At 68.5% G+C, this 20,461-nt stretch carries 20 protein-coding genes; 8 read left to right on the forward strand and 12 right to left on the reverse strand.

Annotation, left to right across the window (positions count from 1 at the left end):
* Positions 1 to 67 precede the first annotated feature (67 nt).
* Complete coding sequence (locus tag ACZ3HV_RS24005; RefSeq protein WP_130388014.1) at positions 68 to 787, reverse strand: GntR family transcriptional regulator; 720 nt, start codon at positions 785 to 787, stop codon at positions 68 to 70.
* A gap of 139 nt (positions 788 to 926) precedes the next feature.
* Here ACZ3HV_RS24005 and ACZ3HV_RS24010 point away from each other — a divergent pair, with 139 nt between their 5' ends.
* Together ACZ3HV_RS24010 and ACZ3HV_RS24015 are read left to right on the forward strand one after the other, a co-directional pair.
* Positions 927 to 1,946, forward strand: coding sequence for an SIS domain-containing protein (locus ACZ3HV_RS24010; protein WP_465687206.1), 1,020 nt, complete (start codon positions 927 to 929; stop codon positions 1,944 to 1,946).
* A gap of 103 nt (positions 1,947 to 2,049) precedes the next feature.
* Positions 2,050 to 2,481: a VOC family protein gene (locus tag ACZ3HV_RS24015; RefSeq protein ID WP_465687207.1), complete on the forward strand. Its 432-nt coding sequence runs from the start codon at positions 2,050 to 2,052 to the stop codon at positions 2,479 to 2,481.
* A gap of 295 nt (positions 2,482 to 2,776) precedes the next feature.
* Here the strand turns inward: ACZ3HV_RS24015 and ACZ3HV_RS24020 are convergent, their stop codons facing one another.
* Positions 2,777 to 3,559 carry an IclR family transcriptional regulator domain-containing protein gene (locus ACZ3HV_RS24020; RefSeq protein ID WP_465687208.1) on the reverse strand — a complete coding sequence of 261 codons (783 nt, stop codon included), beginning with the start codon at positions 3,557 to 3,559 and terminating at the stop codon, positions 2,777 to 2,779.
* A 140-nt stretch (positions 3,560 to 3,699) separates the two neighbouring features.
* On the opposite strand from ACZ3HV_RS24020, the gene ACZ3HV_RS24025 reads away from it, so the two are divergent.
* The 3 genes from ACZ3HV_RS24025 to ACZ3HV_RS24035 are packed head-to-tail and all read left to right on the forward strand — an operon-like array spanning position 3,700 to position 7,489.
* Positions 3,700 to 4,878 carry a maleylacetate reductase gene (locus ACZ3HV_RS24025; RefSeq protein ID WP_465687209.1) on the forward strand — a complete coding sequence of 393 codons (1,179 nt, stop codon included), beginning with the start codon at positions 3,700 to 3,702 and terminating at the stop codon, positions 4,876 to 4,878.
* Positions 4,879 to 4,889: 11 nt separating this feature from the next.
* Complete coding sequence (locus tag ACZ3HV_RS24030; protein WP_465687210.1) at positions 4,890 to 5,762, forward strand: intradiol ring-cleavage dioxygenase; 873 nt, start codon at positions 4,890 to 4,892, stop codon at positions 5,760 to 5,762.
* Positions 5,759 to 7,489, forward strand: coding sequence for an FAD-dependent oxidoreductase (locus ACZ3HV_RS24035; RefSeq protein WP_465687211.1), 1,731 nt, complete (start codon positions 5,759 to 5,761; stop codon positions 7,487 to 7,489). Before ACZ3HV_RS24030 ends, ACZ3HV_RS24035 begins: the two co-directional genes overlap by 4 nt.
* Here the strand turns inward: ACZ3HV_RS24035 and ACZ3HV_RS24040 are convergent.
* The 3 genes from ACZ3HV_RS24040 to ACZ3HV_RS24050 all read right to left on the reverse strand — a co-directional run bounded on the left by ACZ3HV_RS24040 (position 7,478) and on the right by ACZ3HV_RS24050 (position 9,671).
* The gene (locus ACZ3HV_RS24040) at positions 7,478 to 7,666 is read right to left on the reverse strand and encodes a hypothetical protein (protein WP_360366157.1); all 189 of its coding nucleotides are present in this window, start codon (positions 7,664 to 7,666) and stop codon (positions 7,478 to 7,480) included. The two genes, ACZ3HV_RS24035 and ACZ3HV_RS24040, sit on opposite strands and share 12 nt — an antisense overlap.
* Positions 7,667 to 7,801: 135 nt before the next feature.
* Entirely contained in the window at positions 7,802 to 9,049 is a 1,248-nt protein-coding gene (locus ACZ3HV_RS24045; protein ID WP_465687212.1) for an alpha-amylase family glycosyl hydrolase, read from the reverse strand.
* A gap of 1 nt (position 9,050) precedes the next feature.
* A complete protein-coding gene (locus ACZ3HV_RS24050) occupies positions 9,051 to 9,671 on the reverse strand; it encodes a TrmH family RNA methyltransferase (protein ID WP_465687213.1) in 621 nt (206 codons plus the stop codon).
* A 63-nt stretch (positions 9,672 to 9,734) separates the two neighbouring features.
* On the opposite strand from ACZ3HV_RS24050, the gene ACZ3HV_RS24055 reads away from it, so the two are divergent.
* Positions 9,735 to 10,442 carry a DedA family protein gene (locus ACZ3HV_RS24055; protein ID WP_465687214.1) on the forward strand — a complete coding sequence of 236 codons (708 nt, stop codon included), beginning with the start codon at positions 9,735 to 9,737 and terminating at the stop codon, positions 10,440 to 10,442.
* A 4-nt stretch (positions 10,443 to 10,446) separates the two neighbouring features.
* On the opposite strand, the gene ACZ3HV_RS24060 is transcribed toward ACZ3HV_RS24055, so the two are convergent.
* The 5 genes from ACZ3HV_RS24060 to pyrE all read right to left on the reverse strand — a co-directional run bounded on the left by ACZ3HV_RS24060 (position 10,447) and on the right by pyrE (position 16,275).
* Positions 10,447 to 10,836, reverse strand: coding sequence for a hypothetical protein (locus ACZ3HV_RS24060; protein WP_465687215.1), 390 nt, complete (start codon positions 10,834 to 10,836; stop codon positions 10,447 to 10,449).
* Between the two features lie 136 nt (positions 10,837 to 10,972).
* Positions 10,973 to 13,954, reverse strand: coding sequence for an AfsR/SARP family transcriptional regulator (locus ACZ3HV_RS24065; protein WP_465687216.1), 2,982 nt, complete (start codon positions 13,952 to 13,954; stop codon positions 10,973 to 10,975).
* A 220-nt stretch (positions 13,955 to 14,174) separates the two neighbouring features.
* On the reverse strand, positions 14,175 to 14,963 hold the full coding sequence (locus ACZ3HV_RS24070) for a LemA family protein (RefSeq protein ID WP_360366147.1): 789 nt from the start codon (positions 14,961 to 14,963) through the stop codon (positions 14,175 to 14,177).
* A 38-nt stretch (positions 14,964 to 15,001) separates the two neighbouring features.
* Positions 15,002 to 15,730 carry a hypothetical protein gene (locus tag ACZ3HV_RS24075; RefSeq protein ID WP_465687217.1) on the reverse strand — a complete coding sequence of 243 codons (729 nt, stop codon included), beginning with the start codon at positions 15,728 to 15,730 and terminating at the stop codon, positions 15,002 to 15,004.
* The gene (gene pyrE, locus ACZ3HV_RS24080) at positions 15,730 to 16,275 is read right to left on the reverse strand and encodes an orotate phosphoribosyltransferase (RefSeq protein ID WP_465687218.1); all 546 of its coding nucleotides are present in this window, start codon (positions 16,273 to 16,275) and stop codon (positions 15,730 to 15,732) included. Before pyrE ends, ACZ3HV_RS24075 begins: the two co-directional genes overlap by 1 nt.
* Before the next feature lie 313 nt (positions 16,276 to 16,588).
* Here pyrE and tdh point away from each other — a divergent pair, with 313 nt between their 5' ends.
* Both tdh and ACZ3HV_RS24090 read left to right on the forward strand, forming a co-directional pair.
* The gene (tdh, locus tag ACZ3HV_RS24085) at positions 16,589 to 17,638 is read left to right on the forward strand and encodes an L-threonine 3-dehydrogenase (RefSeq protein WP_360366140.1); all 1,050 of its coding nucleotides are present in this window, start codon (positions 16,589 to 16,591) and stop codon (positions 17,636 to 17,638) included.
* Positions 17,638 to 18,822 carry a glycine C-acetyltransferase gene (locus ACZ3HV_RS24090; RefSeq protein WP_465687219.1) on the forward strand — a complete coding sequence of 395 codons (1,185 nt, stop codon included), beginning with the start codon at positions 17,638 to 17,640 and terminating at the stop codon, positions 18,820 to 18,822. Before tdh ends, ACZ3HV_RS24090 begins: the two co-directional genes overlap by 1 nt.
* A gap of 6 nt (positions 18,823 to 18,828) precedes the next feature.
* Here the strand turns inward: ACZ3HV_RS24090 and ACZ3HV_RS24095 are convergent, their stop codons facing one another.
* Both ACZ3HV_RS24095 and ACZ3HV_RS24100 read right to left on the reverse strand, forming a co-directional pair.
* On the reverse strand, positions 18,829 to 19,239 hold the full coding sequence (locus ACZ3HV_RS24095) for a hypothetical protein (RefSeq protein ID WP_465687220.1): 411 nt from the start codon (positions 19,237 to 19,239) through the stop codon (positions 18,829 to 18,831).
* 535 nt (positions 19,240 to 19,774) lie between these two features.
* Positions 19,775 to 20,335, reverse strand: a complete 561-nt coding sequence (locus ACZ3HV_RS24100) for a hypothetical protein (RefSeq protein WP_465687221.1) — start codon at positions 20,333 to 20,335, stop codon at positions 19,775 to 19,777.
* Positions 20,336 to 20,461 lie beyond the last annotated feature (126 nt).

Here is a 20,461-nt window from a genome sequence, read left to right on the forward strand (position 1 = left end):
ATGCAGACCAGTTGATGAACAGGACAGATCCAGTTGGTTGCGGCCCGATGACGTTCGTGCGTCGGGTCTAGGCCGACCCGGTCCTCGGTCCGCGGGGGGTCAGGGCCATGTGCAGCCGGTAACGATCCGCCCGGTAGGCCGACCAGGACAGCTCGACGACCTTGCGGCCGGCGAAGGTGGTGCGCTCGAGGACCAGCAGGGGTGCCCGCCTGGCCACGCCGAGCACCCGGGCGACATGACCGTCGGCGTTGTCCGCCCGGACGGTCTGCTCACCGGAGGTGACGACGACGTCGTACTCGCTGGCGAAGACGTCGTACAGAGTGCCGAGCTCACGGCCGAGCAGGCCGGGGAAGAGCGCGGACGGGTAGTAGCCGACCTCGTAGGCCATCGGCGAGGCGTCGGCGGTGCGGAGCCGTTCGACCCGGATCACCTTGGTGCCCTTGGCGACCCGCAGACCCTTCGCGGTCTCGTCCGAGGCCTCGATCTCGCTGGCCGACAACACCACCGTGCCGGGCTCCAGGCCACGGGCCCGCATCTCCCGGGAGAACGAGGTGAGGTGCAGTTGGGAGTCGACCTGGGGGCCGGTGACGAACGTCCCCTTGCCATGCACGCGTTCCAGCGCGCCGGACTCGACCAGGTCGCTGATCGCCTGCCGCACGGTCACTCGCGACACGTTCAGCTTGTCGACCAGCGCCCGTTCGGAGGGGATCGGGTCCCCTGGATGAAGCTCGACATCGATCAGCCGTTCCAGCACCGATCGGACCTGCGCCCGCTTGGTCGCCACCATCGAATCTCGATCCTCCAGACCTGGGCGGGTCTCGGGGGTGCCCCGGGGCGCCGCTCACTGCTATCGTGCGCAGCATACCTGTTAAGACCAGATAGGACCAGTGATCGTAGTGGTGTCTGTTCCCGCCCAGGAAACTCAGATGGCGCGCGAGATCGCCGAGCAGCCGGCCGCTCTGGCCGCGACGTTCGAGCACGTTCTGCCGCTGCGGCACGACATCACGCGGCTGGCCGCGGGTCGCCGGCACGTGATCTTCGTGGCCCGGGGATCGTCCGACAACGCGGGTGTCTACGGCCGCTATCTGACCGAGATCCACGCCGGCCGGCAGGCGTCCCTGGCCGCGCCGTCGGTGGCGACGCTGTACGGCGCCAACCTCGACCTGTCGAACTCCCTGGTGGTCGCGGTCAGCCAGTCGGGTGCGACCCAGGAGATCATCGACACCGCCGAGTGGGCCAAGCGCAACGGCGCCGCGGTCGTCGGCATCACGAACGACAGCAACAGCCCGCTGGCGTCGACGGCCGATGTCGCGCTGATCACGCAGGCCGGGCAGGAGCTCGCCGTACCGGCGACCAAGACCTACACCACCCAGCTCGCCGCGATCACGGTCGCCGTCGATGCGCTGGCGCAGCGGCCCGGCACGCTCGACGCGGACATCGCCCGCGTTCCCGACGCGGCGTCGAAGATGCTGTCGGGATCCGTCGAGGCAGCCGCGGATCTGCTCGCCGGAGCGCACGACGTCCTCGCGAGCGGGCGCGGGCTCACGTTCGGCACCACGCTGGAGGTCGCGCTCAAGCTCGAGGAGACCTGCCTCCAGCCGGTCCGCGGCCTGTCGTACGCCGACCTGAAGCACGGCCCGATCGCGGTCGTCGACGCGGACTTGGTCACCATCCTGGTCGCGGCCGGCGAAGGTCCCGCACTGCCCGGCATGATCGAGCTCGCCGGCCTTGTCCGCGAGAAGGGCAGCAAGATCCTCGGCATCGGTGGCGACTCCACCTTCACCTCGCGCTGCGACGTGAACCTCCCGGGTCCCGACCTCCCCGAGACCCTCGCTCCCCTGGCCCTCGTCATCCCGGCCCAGCGAGCCATCGAGTTCCTGGCCCGCAAGCTCGGCCTCAACCCCGACGCGCCCCGCGGCCTCCGCAAGGTCACCCAGACGGACTGAACCAGCTGCGCCAAAAGATTCCAGCAAAGTGCTCATTCGGTGAGCACTTTGACTGGAAGTGTGGTGGTCATCAACCGGGAAAACCGAGGGAAGGACCACCGAGATGTTGCGAGGACTTGCCACCGTCAGCTTCTACGCCGACGACGTGAAGGCGGCGCGGGAGTGGTACTCGAAGCTGCTGGGGATCGAGGCGTACTACGCCGTGCCGAGCGTCGAGGAGCCGGCGTACGTCGAGTTCCGGTTCGGCGACTTCCAGTGCGAGCTGGGCATCATCGACGCGAAGTACGCGAGGCAGGAGGTCGGCTCGGGGCCGGCCGGCGCGATCATCAACTGGCACGTCGACGACCTCGAGGGTGAGCTCCAGCGTTTGCTCGACCTGGGCGCGACTCTCCACGAGCCGATCATCGAGCGCGGCAACAACACCGGCTTCCGTACCGCCGCGGTCGTCGATCCGTTCGGCAACCTCATCGGCATCATGAACAACCCGCACTACCTGCAGATCCTCGCCAACCTTCGGGCCAACGCGCCGGCCTGAACCTCGGGCAGCAGCCGGCCGTGGGTGCCTCGTACGGCACGTGGTGGCCGTGAACAAGCTCTGCTATGTCCCAGGCCACCACAACCTGTTCAAGGCCACGGCTCCCGCGCGCTGTGCGGGCTGGGGGTGCGCGGGCTGCGGCGGGGGGTGGGGTGCACGCTGCGGCGGGGGTGTGGTGCACGCTGCGGCCGGGGTGGAGTGCACGCGCTGCGGCGGGTGGGGTACGCGCGGTGCGGCGGGGGTCGGGTGCGCGCGATGCGGCCGGGGTCGGGTGCGCGCGATGCGGCGGGTGGGGCTAGAGGGGGCCGCGGTGGGTTAGGGCTGTGGTGATTTGGGCTGCGGCCTGGTGGAGGTGGGGGAGGACGTCGGCGCGTAGCGAGGTGGGGGTGCTGCGGGAGGCGTGGGCGGAGACGTTGAGGGCGGCGATGGTGCGGCCTCGGGCGTTGCGGATGGGGGCGGCGATGGAGCGGAGGCCGAGTTCGAGTTCCTGGTCGACGAGGGCGTAGCCGTCGGTCCGGGCGCGGTCGATCGTGACGCGGAGTTTGTCCGGGGACGTGACCGTACGGCCGGTGAGTGACTCGGCCTGCAGGGTCGAGAGGTACGACGTGAGCTCGTCGTCGGCGAGGTCGGCGAGCAGGACGCGGCCCATCGAGGTCGGGTACGCCGGGAGGCGGGCGCCGACCCCGAGGGCGACCGTCATGATGCGGCTGGTCGGCACGCGGGCGACGTACACGATGTCGGGGAGGTCGAGCGTCGCGATCGAGCAGGACTCGCGGGTCTTGGCGCTCAGCTCCTCCATGAACGGGCCCGCGAGTTCGCCGAGGTCCAGCGAGGACAGGTAGGCCCAGCCGAGCGCGAGTACGCGCGGGGTCAGCGAGAAGCGTCGGCTGTCGTTGCGGACGTAGCCGAGCTCCTCCAGCGTGAGCAGAATCCGGCGCGCGGTCGCGGGCGTGATCCCGACAGTACGCGCCACCTCGCTCAGCGTCAGCGACGGCGCCTCGGCCGAGAACGCGCGGATCACCGCGAGACCTCGCTCCAGCCCCTGCAGGAACGTGCCTGTAGACGCCTCACCCGCCATCGGCTAGCCTACTTTTCGTTGAAAGAAGAACTATTCGCTCAGCGAAATCGTAGCGGAGCAGCACATGCCACGTCCAGTTCTCCCGCCTGACGCCCACGAGGTGAGCGCCCTGCGCCGGCGCTGCCGTCAGGAGGTCACCGATGAGTGAGTCAGCTTTCGTGCACACGTTCCTGCCGGGGCGGGTGGTGTTCGGGGCGGGGTCGCTGGATCAGGTCGCCGCTGAGGTGGAGTTGCTCGGCGTACGGCGGGTGCTGGTCGTGGCGACCAGGTCCGCGCGGGATGCGGCGGATGTGGTCGAGGTCGAACTGAAGGACCGGTTCGCGGGGCGGATCGACGGGGTCGCCCAGCATGTGCCGACCGAGGTCGCCGAGGCGGCCCGGGACAAGGCGCGGGAGATCAGTGCCGACGGCATCGTGGCCATCGGCGGTGGCTCCGCAATCGGCCTCGCAAAAGCAGTAGCCCTCACGGGCGCGCTACCGGTGAGAGAGGCAGGCGGCCGGGCCGGCGGCGAGGCGGGTGGCCGGACCGGCGGCGAGGCGGGTGTCCGGACCGGCGGCGAGGCGGGTGGCCAGGCGAGCGACCTACCGATTGTGGCGGTGCCGACAACGTACGCGGGGTCGGAGATGACACCGGTCTGGGGCGAGACATCCGGTGGCAGCAAGACGACTGGGACCGATCTCAGGGTGTTGCCACGAACCGTCGTCTATGACCCGGTGCTCACTCAGCACCTCCCGGCGAAGTTGACAGCCGCGAGTGTTGCCAATGCGATCGCGCATTGTGTGGAAGCAGTATGGACGCCCAAGACCGACCCGATCACCGAGACGACCGCGGTAGAAGGTTTCCGAGCCCTCACCGCCGGACTCCGGGCAGTCTTGCAGGATCACACCGATTTAGATGCCCGCAGCAACCTTCTGTACGGCGCCTGTCTCGCCGGCTCCGCGCTCGCGACGGCCGGGACCGGGTTGCATCACAAGCTGTGTCATCTGCTCGGGGGCACCTACAACCTCCCGCATGCGGAGACCCACGCGGCAGTACTCCCCCAAGTGGCCCGCCTGAACGCGCCCGCCGTACCGAGGGCCAAAGCCCGGCTGGAAGAAGCGCTGCAGACCGACGACCTCGCCGCCGGACTGTTCGATCTGTTCACCACAGCAGCAGTCCCGACGAGCTTGCGGGAGTTGGGGTTGAGTCAGGACCAGGCAACGGAAGCGGCGCACACGTTCCAGCCGACGCCCAACCCGATCCCCGTCACCGAAGAACTCGTGCAAGAGATTCTGACCCGGGCCTGGTCCGGAACCAGGCCCGGAAGCCAAGAAGTATGAGGAGCAACCGGATGGACCTGCAAGGCGACGACCTGACCACAGCGGTGGTGGCCAGTTTCGACGGCAGCGCGAGCCAACGCACCAGGACCTTGATGAGCGCCCTGGTGCGTCATCTGCACGCGTTCGCGCGGGAGGTGGACCTGACTGAGGACGAGTACTTCACCGCGATCGACTTCCTCACCCGCACCGGCCAGATCTCCACCGGCACGCGCCAGGAGTTCGTCCTGCTGGCCGACGTCCTCGGGCTGTCGATGCTCACCGTCGGACTCGGGAACCGCAAGCCGGCGGCGGCCACGCAGTCGACCGTGTTCGGCCCGTTCTTCGTCGAGGGTTCGCCCGAAGCACAACTGGGCGACGACATCGCGAACGGCGCCCCCGGACAGCCCTGCCTGGTGAGCGGGCGGGTCCTGAACATCAAGGGCGAGCCGATCGCCGGAGCGCTCGTCGAGACCTGGCAGGCCGACGAGGAAGGCTTCTACGACGTCCAGAAGGACCTCGACGGCCCGCAGAACCGGGCGCATCAGACAACCGATGCCGACGGCAACTATGCGTTCTGGGCGGTGAAGCCGGTCGCCTACCCGATCCCGGACGACGGCCCGGTGGGCGAGCTGCTTCGCGCCGGCGGCCGTGGCCCGATGCGCCCGGCCCACATCCACTTCATGGTCACCGCTCCCGGGTACGCGCGGCTGATCACCCACGTCTTCGCCGCCGGTGACGAGTACCTCCGCAACGACGCGGTCTTCGGCGTCAAGGACTCTCTGATCACCGACTTCACCGAACATCCGGCCGGCGACCAAGCGCCCTATGGAAAGACCCCGGATCGGCCGTACCACTCCGTCAACTACGACCTTGTGCTCGCCACGACCGAGGAGACGCAGCAGTGATCACGACAGACGTTCTGATCGTCGGCAGTGGCCCGGCCGGCGGTGCCGCCTCCCTCTTTCTGTCCACGTACGGCATCGACAACGTCGTACTCTCCCGCTACGGCTGGACCGCCAACACGCCCCGCGCGCACATCACCAACCAGCGCACGATCGAGCTGATGCGCGACATGGGCATCGAGGACCAGGTCGTCGACAAGGGCACGGCGCACCACCTGATGGGCGAGACCGCGTTCTGCACCAGCCTGGCGGGCGAGGAGATCGGCCGGATCCGCACGTGGGGCACGCATCCGCGCCGGCTGGCCGACTACACCGAGGCGAGTCCGAGTCTCCCGGTTGACCTGCCGCAGACGTTGTTCGAGCCGATCCTGGTCAGTACGGCGGCCAGCCGTGGGGCCCGGCTCCGGTTCAACACGGAGTACCTCTCCCTGGAGCAGGACGAGGACGGGGTCACTGCGACCGTCCGCGATCGGCTGAGCGACACGACGTACCAGATCCGCGCGAAGTACCTGATCGGCGCGGACGGTGGTCGCAGCAAGGTCGCCCAGGACATCGAGCTGCCGATGGCCGGCGCGATGGACATCGAGGGCTCGATGAACATCGTCTTCGAAGCCGACCTGAGCCGGTACGTCGCGCATCGCCCGAGCGTCCTGTACTGGGTGCTGCAGCCAGGTGCGCAGATCGGCGGGATCGGCGCCGGCCTGATCCGAATGGTCCGGCCGTGGAACGAGTGGCTGATCGTCTGGGGCTACGACATCACCCAGCCGGCCCCGGTGGTCGACGAGGCGATGGCGACCGAGATCGTGCACAACCTGGTCGGCGACGACACCATCGACGTGAAGCTGAAGGCTACGTCGGTCTGGAGTGTCAACCACATGTACGCCGAGCAGGCCTCGAAGGGCAGGGTGTTCTGCATGGGCGACGCGATCCACCGGCACCCGCCGAGCAACGGCCTCGGCTCGAACACCTCGATCCAGGACGCGTACAACCTCGCCTGGAAACTCGCGCTCGTGCTGAAAGGACAGGCCGCGCCCGAGCTCCTCGAGACCTACGACCAGGAACGTACGCCGATCGCGCGGCAGATCGTGGACCGGGCGAACAAGAGCCGGACCCAGTTCGACCAGATCTTCCGCGCACTGGGGATGACGCCGGACGCGCCGCCCGGGCGGACGATCGAGTCGCGCAAGGACGAGACCCCCGAGGGCGCCGCGCAGCGTGAGGAGTTGCGGACCGCGATCGAACTGAAGGACTACGAGTTCAATGCGCACGGTGTGGAACTCGGCCAGCGGTACAACTCGGCCGCCGTGATCGCTGACGGTACGCCGGAGCCGTCGTACGACCGGGATGAGGAGTTGTACTACCACCCGACGACGTGGCCGGGCGCGCGGATCCCGCATTGCTGGCTGACGCGTGGGTCGGAGACCGTCAGCACGCTCGATGTGGTCGGCAAGGGCCGGTTCACGCTGCTCACCGGGATCGGTGGCGACGCGTGGGTGAAGGCGGCGCAGTCGGTGTCGGAGCACCTCGGCGTACCGATCGAGCCGTTCGTGATCGGGCCGGGCCGGGAGCTCGAGGACCTGTACGGCGATTGGTCACATATGCGCGAGATCCCGGACGGCGGTTGCCTGCTGGTCCGGCCGGACGCGCACATCGCGTACCGCGCGTTCGAGCAGCCCGACGAGCCCACCGAAGCTCTGCGGCAAGCCCTCACCACACTGCTAGGCCGCTGACGACTGCTGGGCCTCCAGGAGGATCCGGTCGAGGATCGCCGAGATCTCCGCGGTCTCGGCGTCCAGCAGGGTGATCAGGGCGACCCGCGACGTTTCCGTGCGCGCCTCCAGAGCCGCCGCGCTCAAGGCGCGCACGGTCCCTAACTCGTGAATCAGTTCGTCCCACAGAGCGTTCATCAACAACCCCCATGTTCCCGTCACAAACCCAATACGACGTACTGATGCACGCCGAGCCCCCCGAGTTGGGGCTGACTTTGGTCGAGAAGCCTCACTTCTGTCTTACGAGGGACAACGCGGGACCCAGCGCGGAGGTTACGGACTTGTGAGCAATCTCCAGCTGTGCGCCGGCACGACCAACGGGTCCTCCGCCGACACGCCGGTCTCAGATTGCGCGCCGATCGTCAGTCCGGTCGCGTCCACCGGAAAGCGCTCAGCCTGGTCGGAGATGTTCAGCAGAAGCAGGACAGACCGCCCGGAACCGACGGTCCGCAAGGCAACCAACTGGTTGGACAGATGCTCGACCGTCGTCCGGCCGCGGGTCAGCCATGAGTTCCGCCGTCGTACGCCGATCAACCGCTGGTGCAGCCGGTACGTCGGCCAGCCGTCGGCCGCCAGCTCCGAAGGCGTCTCCGGGAAGGCCGGCCGGATCGCGTCGTCACCGCCGGCCCGATCTTCCTTCAGCCCCCGGAACGCCTGCTCGTCGCCGTAGTACACACTCGGTACGCCGCCGACCGCGAACAGAATCGCGAGCGCGTGGCCAAGATGCCGCCCATCCTCCAATCGAGTCGCGAGCCGGGTCACATCGTGGTTGCCGACAAAGGTCTGCGGCACAAAGCCGTCGAACAACTCGTCATGCCGCCCGAGCGCGTAGGCGAGCTCGAAGAAGTTGCCGTCGTTGAGCGAACTCCAGATCGCCTTCCACAGCTCGTACTGCGTGACCGAGTCCAGGCCGCTCTTCGCGACGTACCCGGCGTAGTCGCCGTGGATGACCTCACCGAAGAACCACGCGTCCGGATACCGCTCGCGCGGCACCACAGTGCGCCAGAACTCCGCTGGTACGGCGTACGCCGCATCGAGCCGCCAGGCGTCGACACCACGATCGAGCCAGTGACTCAGGACATCGGTGACGTACTGCGCGACGGCGGGCCGGCTGTGATCCAGCGCAAGCAGGTGTTCGTGGCCTTCGAAGGTGTCGAGCGTGCCGTCGGGGCCACGGCGGAACCATTCACCAGGTCCGCTGAAAGAACGGGCGACATGGTTGAAGACGCCGTCGAGGCCGATCCGCAGTCCCCGATCATGAGCGCGCGCGACAAGCTGGTCGAAGTCGGCGTCGTCCCCCAGCCGAGGGTCGATCCGGAAGTGATCGACGGTGTCGTAGCCGTGGGTCTCGGAGGCGAAGACCGGCCCGAGTAGGAGCCCCGAGCAACCAAGTTCGATCGCGTAGTCCAGCCAGTTCTCCACCCGGGCCAGCCGATGGACGACCGGCGTACGAGCGTCCTTCTCGGCACCGGTGAAGCCGAGCGGATACACCTGCCACCAGATCGCGTGATCGGCCCACACATCAAGTCCTTTGGTCGAAGGTGTGACGGCGGATCCAGGCGTGCATGGCGATCGCGGCCGCGGCGCTCGCGTTGATCGACCGCGTCGAGCCGAACTGAGCGATGGACAACACCGCCGTGCAGATCTCGTGTGCCTCCGGCGTCAGTCCCGGCCCCTCCTGACCGAAGAGCAACACACAAGCGGCCGGCAGCTCGAATGTCTCCAACGGAACCGAGCCCGGCAGGTTGTCGATACCGATCACCGGGAGATTCCGCTCAGCGGCGTACGTCGCCAGGTCCGCCAGCTGAGGGTGATGCCGCACATGCTGGTAGCGGTCGGTGACCATCGCGCCGCGGCGGTTCCACTTCCGGTTGCCGACGATGTGCACCTCGGCCGCCAGGAAAGCGTTCGCCGTCCGGACGACCGAGCCGATGTTCAGGTCGTGCTGCCAGTTCTCGATGGCGACGTGGAACGTGTTCCGCTGCCGGTCGAGGTCCGCGACGATCGCCTCGAGCTTCCAGTACCGGTAGTTGTCCACAACGTTGCGGCGGTCACCCGCGGCGAGCAACTCCGGATCCAGCCGCGCATCATCGGGCCACTCTCCCTGCCAAGGACCGACTCCGACCTCGTTCGGTCCCACCATGTCTGCCCCGCGAGGATCCTCGCCACTCAGCTCCTGCACAGCTGAGGACGCTACCCTGTCCGCGTGCTTTCTCTTGTCGCGATGCTGATGCCGAACTGGATGGACCCGGAGTACCTGCTGCACTGGCTGGGTGACTGGGCCCTCTGGGGAACGGCCGCAGTCGTGTTCATCGAGTGCGGATTGCTGTTCCCGATCCTGCCCGGTGACTCACTGCTGTTCGCCGTCGGCCTGTTCATCGCGGCCGGGACGATCCACGTCCCGCTGTGGCTCGCCTGCGTGATCCTGACGGTCGCGGCGTTCCTCGGCAACGTCTCCGGCTACTACATCGGCCGGGTTCTCGGTACGAGGCTCTTCCGCAACCCGAACGCCCGTTTCCTGAAACCGAAGTACATCGAGCAGACGCACGAGTTCTTCGAGCGGTACGGCCCGCGGGCGCTGGTGCTGGCCCGGTTCGTGCCGATCGTGCGGACGTTCATCACGGTCGTGGCGGGCGCCGGCAAGATGGACCCGAAGAAGTTCTTCCTCTGGACCGGGATCGGCGCCGTGCTCTGGGCGACCGGCATCACGCTGCTCGGCCACGCGCTCGGCAACGTCGAGTTCATCCACAAGAACCTCGAGGCCGCCCTGGTCCTGCTGGTGCTGATCTCGCTGATCCCGATGGTCGTGGAGTACGTGCTCGCCCGGCGCCGCAAGCGCAACGCCGGCCCGGCCGCGGGTACTCCCAAGCACGCTGCCCCGAAGCACCCGGTAACCAACCATACGAACGACTGAATCCTCAGTGCCCGAACGGGAAATGTGGGTCTGACCAGACCCAGTCGGTGCTGAGGACCGAGAGGTCCGCGGTCTCGACCGGTCCGGTGAGCAACGGGCCGACCACCTGACCGGAACCGAGCGAACAGGCCACCCGGATCCGGTCTGCCGCGTGGTACCAGACCAGCGCCCCCCGTGGCGCTTCCCCCTCGCGCAGCAGGGCGTGCTGATGCAGCCATTGCACCGCGTCCCCCGCGTCGTGCCAGCCGCTGTCCTGGGCATACCCGAACGCCATCCGCTGGAACTTCAACGGCCAGTCCTGCCAGGCCGCCGATCCAAGCCGTTCCAGCTGCCAGTTCAGCGCCGCCTCGGTGTCCCGCGGGTTCGCCACCCGCGGGACGTTCCGGCGTTCCACGACAACCTCCCCCCAGGCCATAGCTGGTCCCCCGTTTTCCCCGAACCGCCTGGCCTGCGTGCCGTGGCGTACTTCAGATGTTGACCGAGGCGGATACAGCCGCCGTACATTCGCGAACGCCAACCACACAACGTGGTCAGCCCGTGGCAGCACCGGTGTCGAAAGTGGCCAACGCGCGGCGGCACTCGGCGGCGCGGACGTCGTTGCCCGCCTGCTGCCAGACCCGCGCGGCCCGGTCGAGGGTACGCCGGGCGGAGTCGAGGTTGCCCGTGGACACGTACAGCTGGCCGAGGTGCTGCGCGGCTTGTCCCTCGACGCTGCGATCGCCGAGCCGGTGGCCGATGTCGACCGCGTCGAGCAGCATCTTCCGGGCCGCGGCCACCTCGCCGCGCGCCATCAGCGCACGGCCCAGTTCGGCCCGGGTGTATGCCGCGCAGTGGTCGTCACCGATCCCGTTGAAGATCGCCAACGAGGTCCGCAGCTGACGCACCGCCTGGTCGTAGCGCTCCTGGTGGATGCGGACCGCCGCGATCCGCCGCCGTACCTTGGCCTCGCGGTGGTTGTCACCGAGCCGTACGCCGAGCAGGAACGCTTGGGCCAGATAGCGCCCGGCCGTGACGGTGTCGTCGCGGGACAGCCAGATGGACGCGGCCGCGGTCCGGCCGACCGCCTCGCCGTTCGCGCTGCCGACCTCGACGAACGCCTCGATGGCCTTCTCGTACTGCGCCAGCGCCTCGTCGGGCCGACCGCGTTCGCGCAGCCAGGTGCCGAGTCCCACGGCGGTGATGCCGTCGCCGAGCCGGTCACCGGCCTCGGCGAACCCCTGGGCTGCATCGCTCAGGTGCCGCCACGCGGGATCCCAATCGTCCTGGTAAAGCCCGAGCTGGCCCAGGTTGCGATGCATGATCGCCTCGCCGCGCCGGTCCCCGCAGGCGATCGCGCTGAGCAGGCCCTGCTGGTGCGACCCGTTCCAGTCGTCGAAGCCGGCCCGCATGTCCAAATACGGCCCCCAGGCGGCGGCGATTCGCCAGGCGTAGTCGTGCAGCCCGTTCTGCGCCGCGGCCCGGATCGCGGGCACGAACGTGCTGCGCTCGCTGTCGAGCCACGCGATCGCGTCAGTCTCGGTGAACGGTGCGGGATCCGGACCCGTCAGCGGCCCGGTGTGCTCGAGGACGCCGAAGTACTCGAAGGCCAGGGCGTTGTTGGCCCGGCGGATCTTGTTCAGGAGCGCGTCGAGCACGGTCTCGACGTCCCGGACCGCCTGCGCCTGCTGCTCGTCGTCCCCGACCCCGAGCGCGTGCAGCCGCAGCAGGTCATGGACCCGGTAGCGCGCCGTACCGCGGTGGTCGACCGAGCTGATCCGGACGAGGTTGACCTCGATCAGCCGGTCGAGGCTGCGACGTACCGAGGCTGGTGACGCGACCGCTTCCAGCGCCCGCGCCGAGAAGACGCCGACGGCGAAGTGACCGATGAGGCGGTAGAGCCGGGCCTCCTCCGGGCTGAGCGCGTCGTAGCTCAGGTCGGCGCTCGTACGGACGGCGAGCTCGCCGATGCTCAGCTCGTCCAGCCGGGAGGTCTCGTCGCGCAGCCGCCGCGCGAGCTCCCGCGGGCTCAGGTCGGGGCGCTGGGCCAGCCGGCTGCCGACGATCCTGATCGCCAGCGGCAGGTTCGCGCAGGCGGCGAGGATCTCGTCGGCCTCGGGCGACTTCCGGACGACGCGACCGACCCCGGCCACCGACTCGAGCAAGGCGGCGGCTTCGCGGTCGTCGAACGTGTCGAGCGGCATGCTGTCCGCGCCGGCCAGGTCCATCAGCCGGTTACGGCTTGTCACGACGACCGCCGAGGCGCCCGTACCCGGCATCAGCGGAGTGACCTGACCGGCCGTCGCGACGTCGTCGAGAATGATCAGCACCCGGCGGCTGGCCAGCTCGGACCGCAGCATCGCCGACCGTCGCTCGGGATCGGTGGGGATCGCGAAGTCCGGCAGGTTGAGGCTGAGCAGCAGATCGGTCAGTGCGGCGGCCGGATCGCGCGGCTGCGTCGCGCCGTGCATGTCCAGATAGATCTGCCCGTCCGGGAAGGACTCCCGGACCAGATGCCCGAGCCGTACGGCGAGCGACGTCTTCCCGGTCCCCGGGGCTCCGGAGATGACCGCGATCGGCGGCCGCACCGGGTCTCGGCCGCAGACGAGATCGCGCAGCTGGTCCAGCTGTTCCTGCCGGCCGTTGAAGTCGGCCAGGTCGAGCGGCAACTGACTCGGCGGCCGCTGCGGATCGGTCAGCTCGGGTGCCGACATCGGGCCCGGCTGGACGACGGCATCCGGCCGTTCCGCCGTACGGGCCGAGGGGATACCGGGGTTGGGCCAGTTGGCCGAGCGGCCGTTCTCGGCGCGGGCGCCGGCGGCCTCGAGCTCGGGGCCGGGCTTGATGTCGAGCTCGTCGGCGAGGGTCTGCACGGCCTTCGCATAGGCAGCGCGAGCCTCACCGACCCGGCCGGCCGCGAGCAGGGCGTCGACGAGCCGGCGCCAGAGTTGCTCGTCGTACGGATCGTCGGTGAGTCGTGCGCTGAGGAGTACGGCGGCTCCGCTCGCGTCGCCGTACTCGAGCCGCAGGTCGAGCAGGCTGTCGACCAGGCCGCGGTGCTGCGCCTCCAGGCGGGCGATCGAGCCTTCCCATGCGGCGGGAACCGACAGGTCCTCCAGCGGGCGGCCGCGCCAGAGCGAGTAGGCCCGGGACAGCACCTGCATCGCCTGACGGCCGTCTCCGGCGTCGCGGAGGTGACCGCCTTCGGCGAGCAGCGACTCGAACAGACTGGCGTCCAACTCGTCGACGCCGACCTCGATGCTGTAGCCGGCGGCCGAGGTGTCGATCGGTGCGGGCAGTCCGGCTTCCTGCAGGACCCCGCGGAGCGCCCGTACATAGGTCCGGATGTTCGCCGTGGCGGAGCGCGGCGGATTGGTCTCCCAGAGCGCGTCGGCGATCAGATCGGTCGAGACGAACCGATTAGGGTGCAGGAGCAACGTGGCGAGCAGCTGGCGCGGTTTCGCGGCCTTCAGCGGCTGGCCCTGGGCGTGAACGAGGCGCAGCGGTCCGAGGATCCCGTACCTCAGACTGTCCACTCGTCCTGCCCTCTCCGTTCCTGAGTCGACCTATCGTGGCATCCGCCCGCACCCGGCGTGAAGTCCGATGTACGCCGGATGTATCTCATTGCGGCACTGTTGACACAGGTACCGGGGGGAGGGCAGGCCCGGTGGTGGCGACTTGACCGCCGCCATCTCCGGGTCTGGCACTGGTAGGGAGCTCGGGGTCGGGGGTCCTGGGCTACGGGGAAACCGGTGCCTATTGGCCACCGGTGAACGGCGGCTGTCCGTCCTGTGGAGCGGGGGAACCCGCAGGCGGGCCGCCGACCGGTGGCTGGCCCTGCCCCTGCTGGTAGCCCGGGAACTGCTGCTGGCCCTGGTAGTTGCCCTGGTCCCCCGGCATCTGCGGGTGGATCTGACCCGACGACGGCGCGCCCGGCTGCATCTGCGGCGGCGCCTGCTCGCCCGCGACCGAGCCGATCGTGCCGAAGGAGACCTGCGGGACCGAGCGGACCTGCTCGTCCTTCACCTCGAAGTACCCGGCCTTCTCGAACTTGAACGCCCCCGCGATGACGTTCGACGGGAACGCCTCGATCCGGGTGTTGTAGTCACCAACGTTGGCGTTGTAGAACCGGCGCCCGGCCGCGATCCGGTCCTCGGTGTCGGTCAGCTCGCGCTGCAGGCCGAGGAAGTTCTGGTTCGACTGGAGCTGCGGGTACGCCTCGACCGAGATCATCATCTGACGCAGCGCGCCGGACAGCTCACCCTCCGCGGTGGCCCGCTGCTCCGGGGTCGCGCCCTGCACGTTGACCGCTTGGGTGCGCAGCCGGGCGACCTCCTCGAAGACGTGCCGCTCGTGCGCGGCGTACGCCCGGACGGTCTCGACCAGGTTCGGGATCAGGTCGTACCGGCGGTGCAGCTCGACGTCGATCTGCCGCCACGACTCCTGGATCAGGTTCCGCTGCTTGACGAACCGGTTGTACGACGTGATCAGCGCGATGGCCAGAATCACGACCACCACCACGATCGCGATGATGACGAAAGTCATGTTCCTGCTCCCGAGTGTCGGTAATGCTGCCTGCGACTTTACGGGTAACCAGGTCCGCGCGGCGGTTGCTGCACACGAGGGTCGACACCGGCGTAGTCGCGCCAGACGTACGGCGGAACCTGCTCGACGACCTGCTGCAGCAGGGCGAGCCGGTTCATCACCTCGTTCGGATGGTGAGCGCCCTTGTCCCACCCGACCAGCGAGTTGCCCTCGACCCGCCAGCCGATCTCGCCGCGGGCCAGCAGGAGCTCCATCATCCGGGGCGTGACCACCGCGTGGCCGAAGCGCTCGTCGTCCGCCTTCACCCGGAACGCACGATTGAACTGCTCGCTCTCGAACTGGATGTCCCGGAACCCGAAGGCGTTCGCCACCGCGCCGCCGAAGATCCCCTCGTGGGTGACCTCCAGGTGCGGCAGCGCGCCCGGCAACTGCAGCACGACCACGCCGAACTTGTGGGTGGTCGTCGTACGACGGCCCTTCGAGTCGGTCGAATGGGTCTGGTAGCTGTAGTCGAAGGCAACCATCTGGTGGCCGTTGAACGCGCCGGAGAGCACGTTCAGGACCCGCCAGTTGTCACCGGTCTGGAACGGCGTACCCGACCACTGGCCGGCCAGCATGTTGTTCGACGGCAGGTACGACCAGCCCTGTTGGGCGGCGAACCCCGCGAACAGTTCGCGCCGCTTCTTCGCCTGCAGATAGCTGAAGTAGAAGATGCCGCCGCCGATCAGGACGGCGATGAGGACGAACAGGACGGGGCTGATGTTCATCAGCCGAGGCCCAGGTCCTCGAGTCCGAACACCGTCCTGTACTCCAGGCCCTCCGACTCCACCTTCTCGCGCGCGCCGGTCGAGCGGTCCACGATCACCGCGACCGCGACCACCTCGGCGCCGGCCTCGCGCAGCGCCTCGACCGCGGTCAGCACCGACCCGCCGGTGGTCGACGTGTCCTCGACCGCGAGCACCCGGCGGCCCTTCACGTCCGGACCCTCGATCCGCCGCTGCAGACCGTGCGTCTTCTCGGCCTTGCGTACGACGAACGCGTCGAGCGACCGTCCTTCCCGCGCGGCCGCGTGCAGCATCGACATCGCGACCGGATCCGCGCCGAGGGTCAGACCGCCGACAGCGTCGTACTCGAGGTCCTTGGTCAGCTCGAGCATCGCCGGGCCGATCAGCGGCGCCGCGGCCGCGTCCAGCGTGATCCGGCGCAGGTCGACGTAGTAGTCGGCTTCCTTCCCCGACGCCAGCGTCACCCGGCCATGCACGATGGCCTTGGTCTTGACCTGCTCCAGCAGTCCGTCCCGGTCATAGCTCATGAGCGTTGAGCTTAGAACAAAGGCCAGCTCAGGACTTCTTGCCAACCCTCACCAGGTGACCGAAGGCGACGGAACGGTCCGGGGGAGTGGAACAGGTCCTGGCAGGTGGTCAGGGGTGATCGTCGACCCGGTGTCCGGCGAGCGCGAAGTTCCCCGGCCGGCCGGCCGTGCCGAGTGCCGCGCAGTAGGCGTGGGATCGGGAGACCTGCCCTGGTATGCAGATGAACTGCAAAGGCTGTGCACGACGTGTCGATGGACGCCGGTGGTTGCCCGGGACGACGATGTGGACGATCGTCGAAGGTGGAGGTGTGCCGTGAAGGCACTGGTGAAGGCCGAGGCCGAGCCCGGTCTGTGGTTGCAGGACGTTCCGGAGCCGAAGATCGAGGCCGACGAGGTCCTGATCAAGGTGCTCCGGACGGGGTTGTGCGGCACCGACCTGCACATCCAGAGCTGGGACCACTGGGCGCAGAAGAACGTGCCGGTGCCGATGGTGACCGGTCACGAGTTCTGCGGTGAGGTGGTCGAGATCGGCGTCGGTGTCCGCGATGTCGCGGTGGGTGACCTGGTCAGCGGCGAGGGCCACCTGGTCTGCGGCCGCTGCCGCAACTGCCGCGCCGGCCGTCGGCACCTCTGCATCAAGACCCGCGGCCTCGGTGTCCACGTGCCGGGCGCGTTCGCGGAGTACGTCGCTCTGCCCGCGAGCAACGCGTGGGTCCACAAGGACCCGGTCGACCTGGATGTCGCCGCGATCTTCGACCCGTTCGGCAACGCCGTACACACGGCTTTGTCGTTCCCGCTGGTCGGCGAGGACGTGCTGATCACCGGGGCCGGGCCGATCGGCGTGATGGCCGCGGCGGTGGCGCTGCACGCCGGTGCGCGGAACGTGGTGATCACGGACCTGTCGGAGTACCGGCTCGACCTGGCCCGCAAGATCGGCGTCACCCGGGCGGTCAACGTCGCCGACGAGTCGATCGCTCAGGCGCAGCAGAGCCTCGGTATGCGCGAGGGGTTCGACGTCGGCATGGAGATGTCCGGACAGCCGGCCGCGCTGCGGGACATGCTCGCGAACATGACGCACGGCGGGAAGGTCGCGATGCTCGGCCTGCCCGCGGACGAGATCGCGATCGACTGGAGCACGGTGGTGCTCAACATGCTGACGATCAAGGGCATCTACGGCCGGGAGATGTTCGAGACCTGGTACTCGATGTCGGTGATGCTGGAACGCGGCCTGGACCTGACCCCGGTGATCACCCACCGGTTCGGGTACGGCGACTTCGAGCGCGCCTTCGATGTGGCTCGGCAGGGGCACTGCGGCAAGGTGATCATGGACTGGACGACGGAATCCCTGGAGGAGAAGCACTGATGTTCGGGCGGATGCGGGACGACCTGACGGCGACCATCGGCGAGATCCGGGATGCCGGACTGTACAAGTCCGAGCGGGTGATCACCTCACCGCAACAATCCTTGATTTCCGTTGCATCCGGCAACGAGGTGCTGAACTTCTGCGCGAACAACTACCTCGGCCTGGCCGACCATCCTGAGGTCATCGCGGCCGCTCGGGACGCTCTCGACCGGTGGGGCTTCGGGATGGCGTCCGTACGCTTCATCTGCGGGACGCAGCAGGTCCACAAGGACCTGGAAGGTGCGCTGAGCAACTTCCTCGGCACCGAGGACACCATCCTCTACAGCTCCTGCTTCGACGCGAACGGCGGCCTGTTCGAGACCCTGCTCGGCGCCGAGGACGCGATCATCTCCGACGAGCTCAACCACGCCAGCATCATCGACGGCGTCCGGCTGTCGAAGGCTCGCCGCTTCCGCTACAAGAACCGCGACATGGCCGATCTGGAAGCCCAGCTCAAGGACGCCGCCGACGCCCGCTACCGGCTGATCGCCACCGACGGCGTCTTCTCGATGGACGGGTACGTCGCTCCCCTCGACGAGATCTGCGACCTGGCCGAGCGGTACGACGCCCTCGTCATGGTCGACGACTCCCACGCGGTCGGCTTCGTCAGCGCGGACGGAGCTGGTACGCCGTCGCTGTTCGGCGTGAAGGACCGCGTCGACGTCGTCACCGGCACCCTCGGCAAGGCGCTCGGCGGCGCGTCCGGCGGCTACGTCTCCGGCCGCCGCGAGATCGTCGAGCTGCTCCGCCAGCGCTCCCGCCCGTACCTCTTCTCGAACTCCCTGGCCCCGTCCGTCACCGCGGCCTCCCTGAAAGCGCTCGAACTCATCGGCGGCTCCAGCGACCTCCGCGACAAGCTCAAGGCCAACACCACCCTCTTCCGCACGAAGATGACCGAAGCCGGCTTCGACGTCCTCCCCGGCGACCACCCGATCTCCCCGGTCATGATCGGCGACGCCGCCGCGGCCGGCCGCCTCGCCGACAAACTCCTCGACCTCGGCATCTACGTCATCGGCTTCTCCTACCCCGTAGTCCCCCACGGCAAGGCCCGAATCCGAGTCCAACTCTCCGCCGCCCACTCCACCTCCGACGTCGAACGCGCCATAGCCGCCTTCATCGAAGCCCGCGCCGCGCTCGCGGGGTAGCCGGCGTCAGTCGGTTGGGGGTGGTGGGGCGAGGGTTTGCTCGAGTTGGGTGGCGACTGCGTCCAGGTTCTGCGGCATCGTCGTCGGTGTGCTGGATGCCAGGAGGTTCTGGATGTCGGCTCGGGCTGTTCGTACGGCGTCTCGTAGGGTGCGGGCCCGGGTTGCGGCGGCTTCGTCTGGTGCCGACGATTCGAGAGCGGTCAGGCTGTCCTCGGCGGCGATGACTCGGCTCTCGGCGACGTTCCAGCCGCCGGCTGCTTCTGCTGGCGAAGGCTGCTGGCGGAGCTGCGGGATGAGCACGCGCGCGAACCACGCCACCTCGTCTTCGGCGGAGGCGAGGTTGTCCCGCCATGTCCCGCGGCGGCGCGCTCTGACAAGGAGCGGCACACCTACGGCTAGTGCGAGCACTATCGCCAACAGCACCCACCACAACCAGGAAGACGTTCCGTCCGTCTCGGCCGAGGAGGGCTGTACCGACGGCGAGGTCGTCGGTGACGGGGTCGCTGTGGGCGTCGTCTGGGTCGGTGCGGTGGTCTCCGTCTCCGTCGGTTCGGATGACGTGGTGTCGGTTGGCTCGGGTGTTGTCTGGGTCGGCTCCGCGCGTACCGATGACTGGGTGGGGCTTGGTACGGCCACGGGCTGGGACGAGTTCTCCGATCTGGTCGGGCTTGGTTCGGCCTCAGACTCGGAGGAGTTCTCCGAGCGGGTCGGGCTTGGTTCGGCCTCGGACTCGGATGAGGACGAGCTCTCCGGGCGTTCGGGTGAGCGGGTCGGGTTCGGGAGCGACGCCGTCAGGGACGGCAGCGAGGATGGCGTGCGCGTCGACGATGGAGACGGCCGGTCAATGGACCCGGACTCTCCGCAGGAGACGAGGAGCAGTACTGCCAGTGCCAGACCAGCGGCTCGCACCATCCGGGGCACCGGGGCGGACCTCGCCCTCCTGGTCACCAGCTCACGCGCCCGACGTGCCGGCGTCACTGTCGACGGTGCTCGCGGCTCGGGCGTCGCGTTCGATCTCGGCGGTATCGGCCTTCAGTTCCTTGGCCTCGGTCTTCTTCGCACGACGCATCGCCTGCTCGATCTTGGCGCCCATGTCGGCCACTCCGACGACCACCAGTCCCACTTGGCCGGCGTCCAGGTGCTCACCGAGCTCTTTCAGGTCGCCACGGCTCATCCCCATCGCCGCATGTCCCGTGACCGCGCCCAGGACGGCTCCGCCGGCGGTCGTGGCCGCGAGCAGCCCGCCGCCGATCGCGGCGAACGGGAACAGCGCGACGACCAGGCCGGTGGCCAGGCCCACACCGCCACCAAGCACGCCTCCCACCCGCGTCGGCGTCTCATGCTTGTGGGCGATCTTGACCTTCCCGTCGTCGCGGTGCTCGACAACAGCCGCGTCGTAGGCATCGATCAGTCCGGCTTTGGTGTGCAGTTCTTTGACCACCGCGTAGTCCGCCTCCGCGTCAGCCAGCTCGTCGTACACCCCGACGTAGACGATAAAGGTGTCGATGGCCATTTCAGGTTCCCCTCGTCCTCGCTGCTTGTCAGGACGAACATCGCACCTTCAGCCCCACCTCGGATTCATCCACCCGGGGCGATATTCGGACGCCCGGGCTAGGGTGAGCCGGTTCGGTCCGGGTGA

This window comes from Kribbella sp. NPDC020701 (assembly GCF_055562215.1).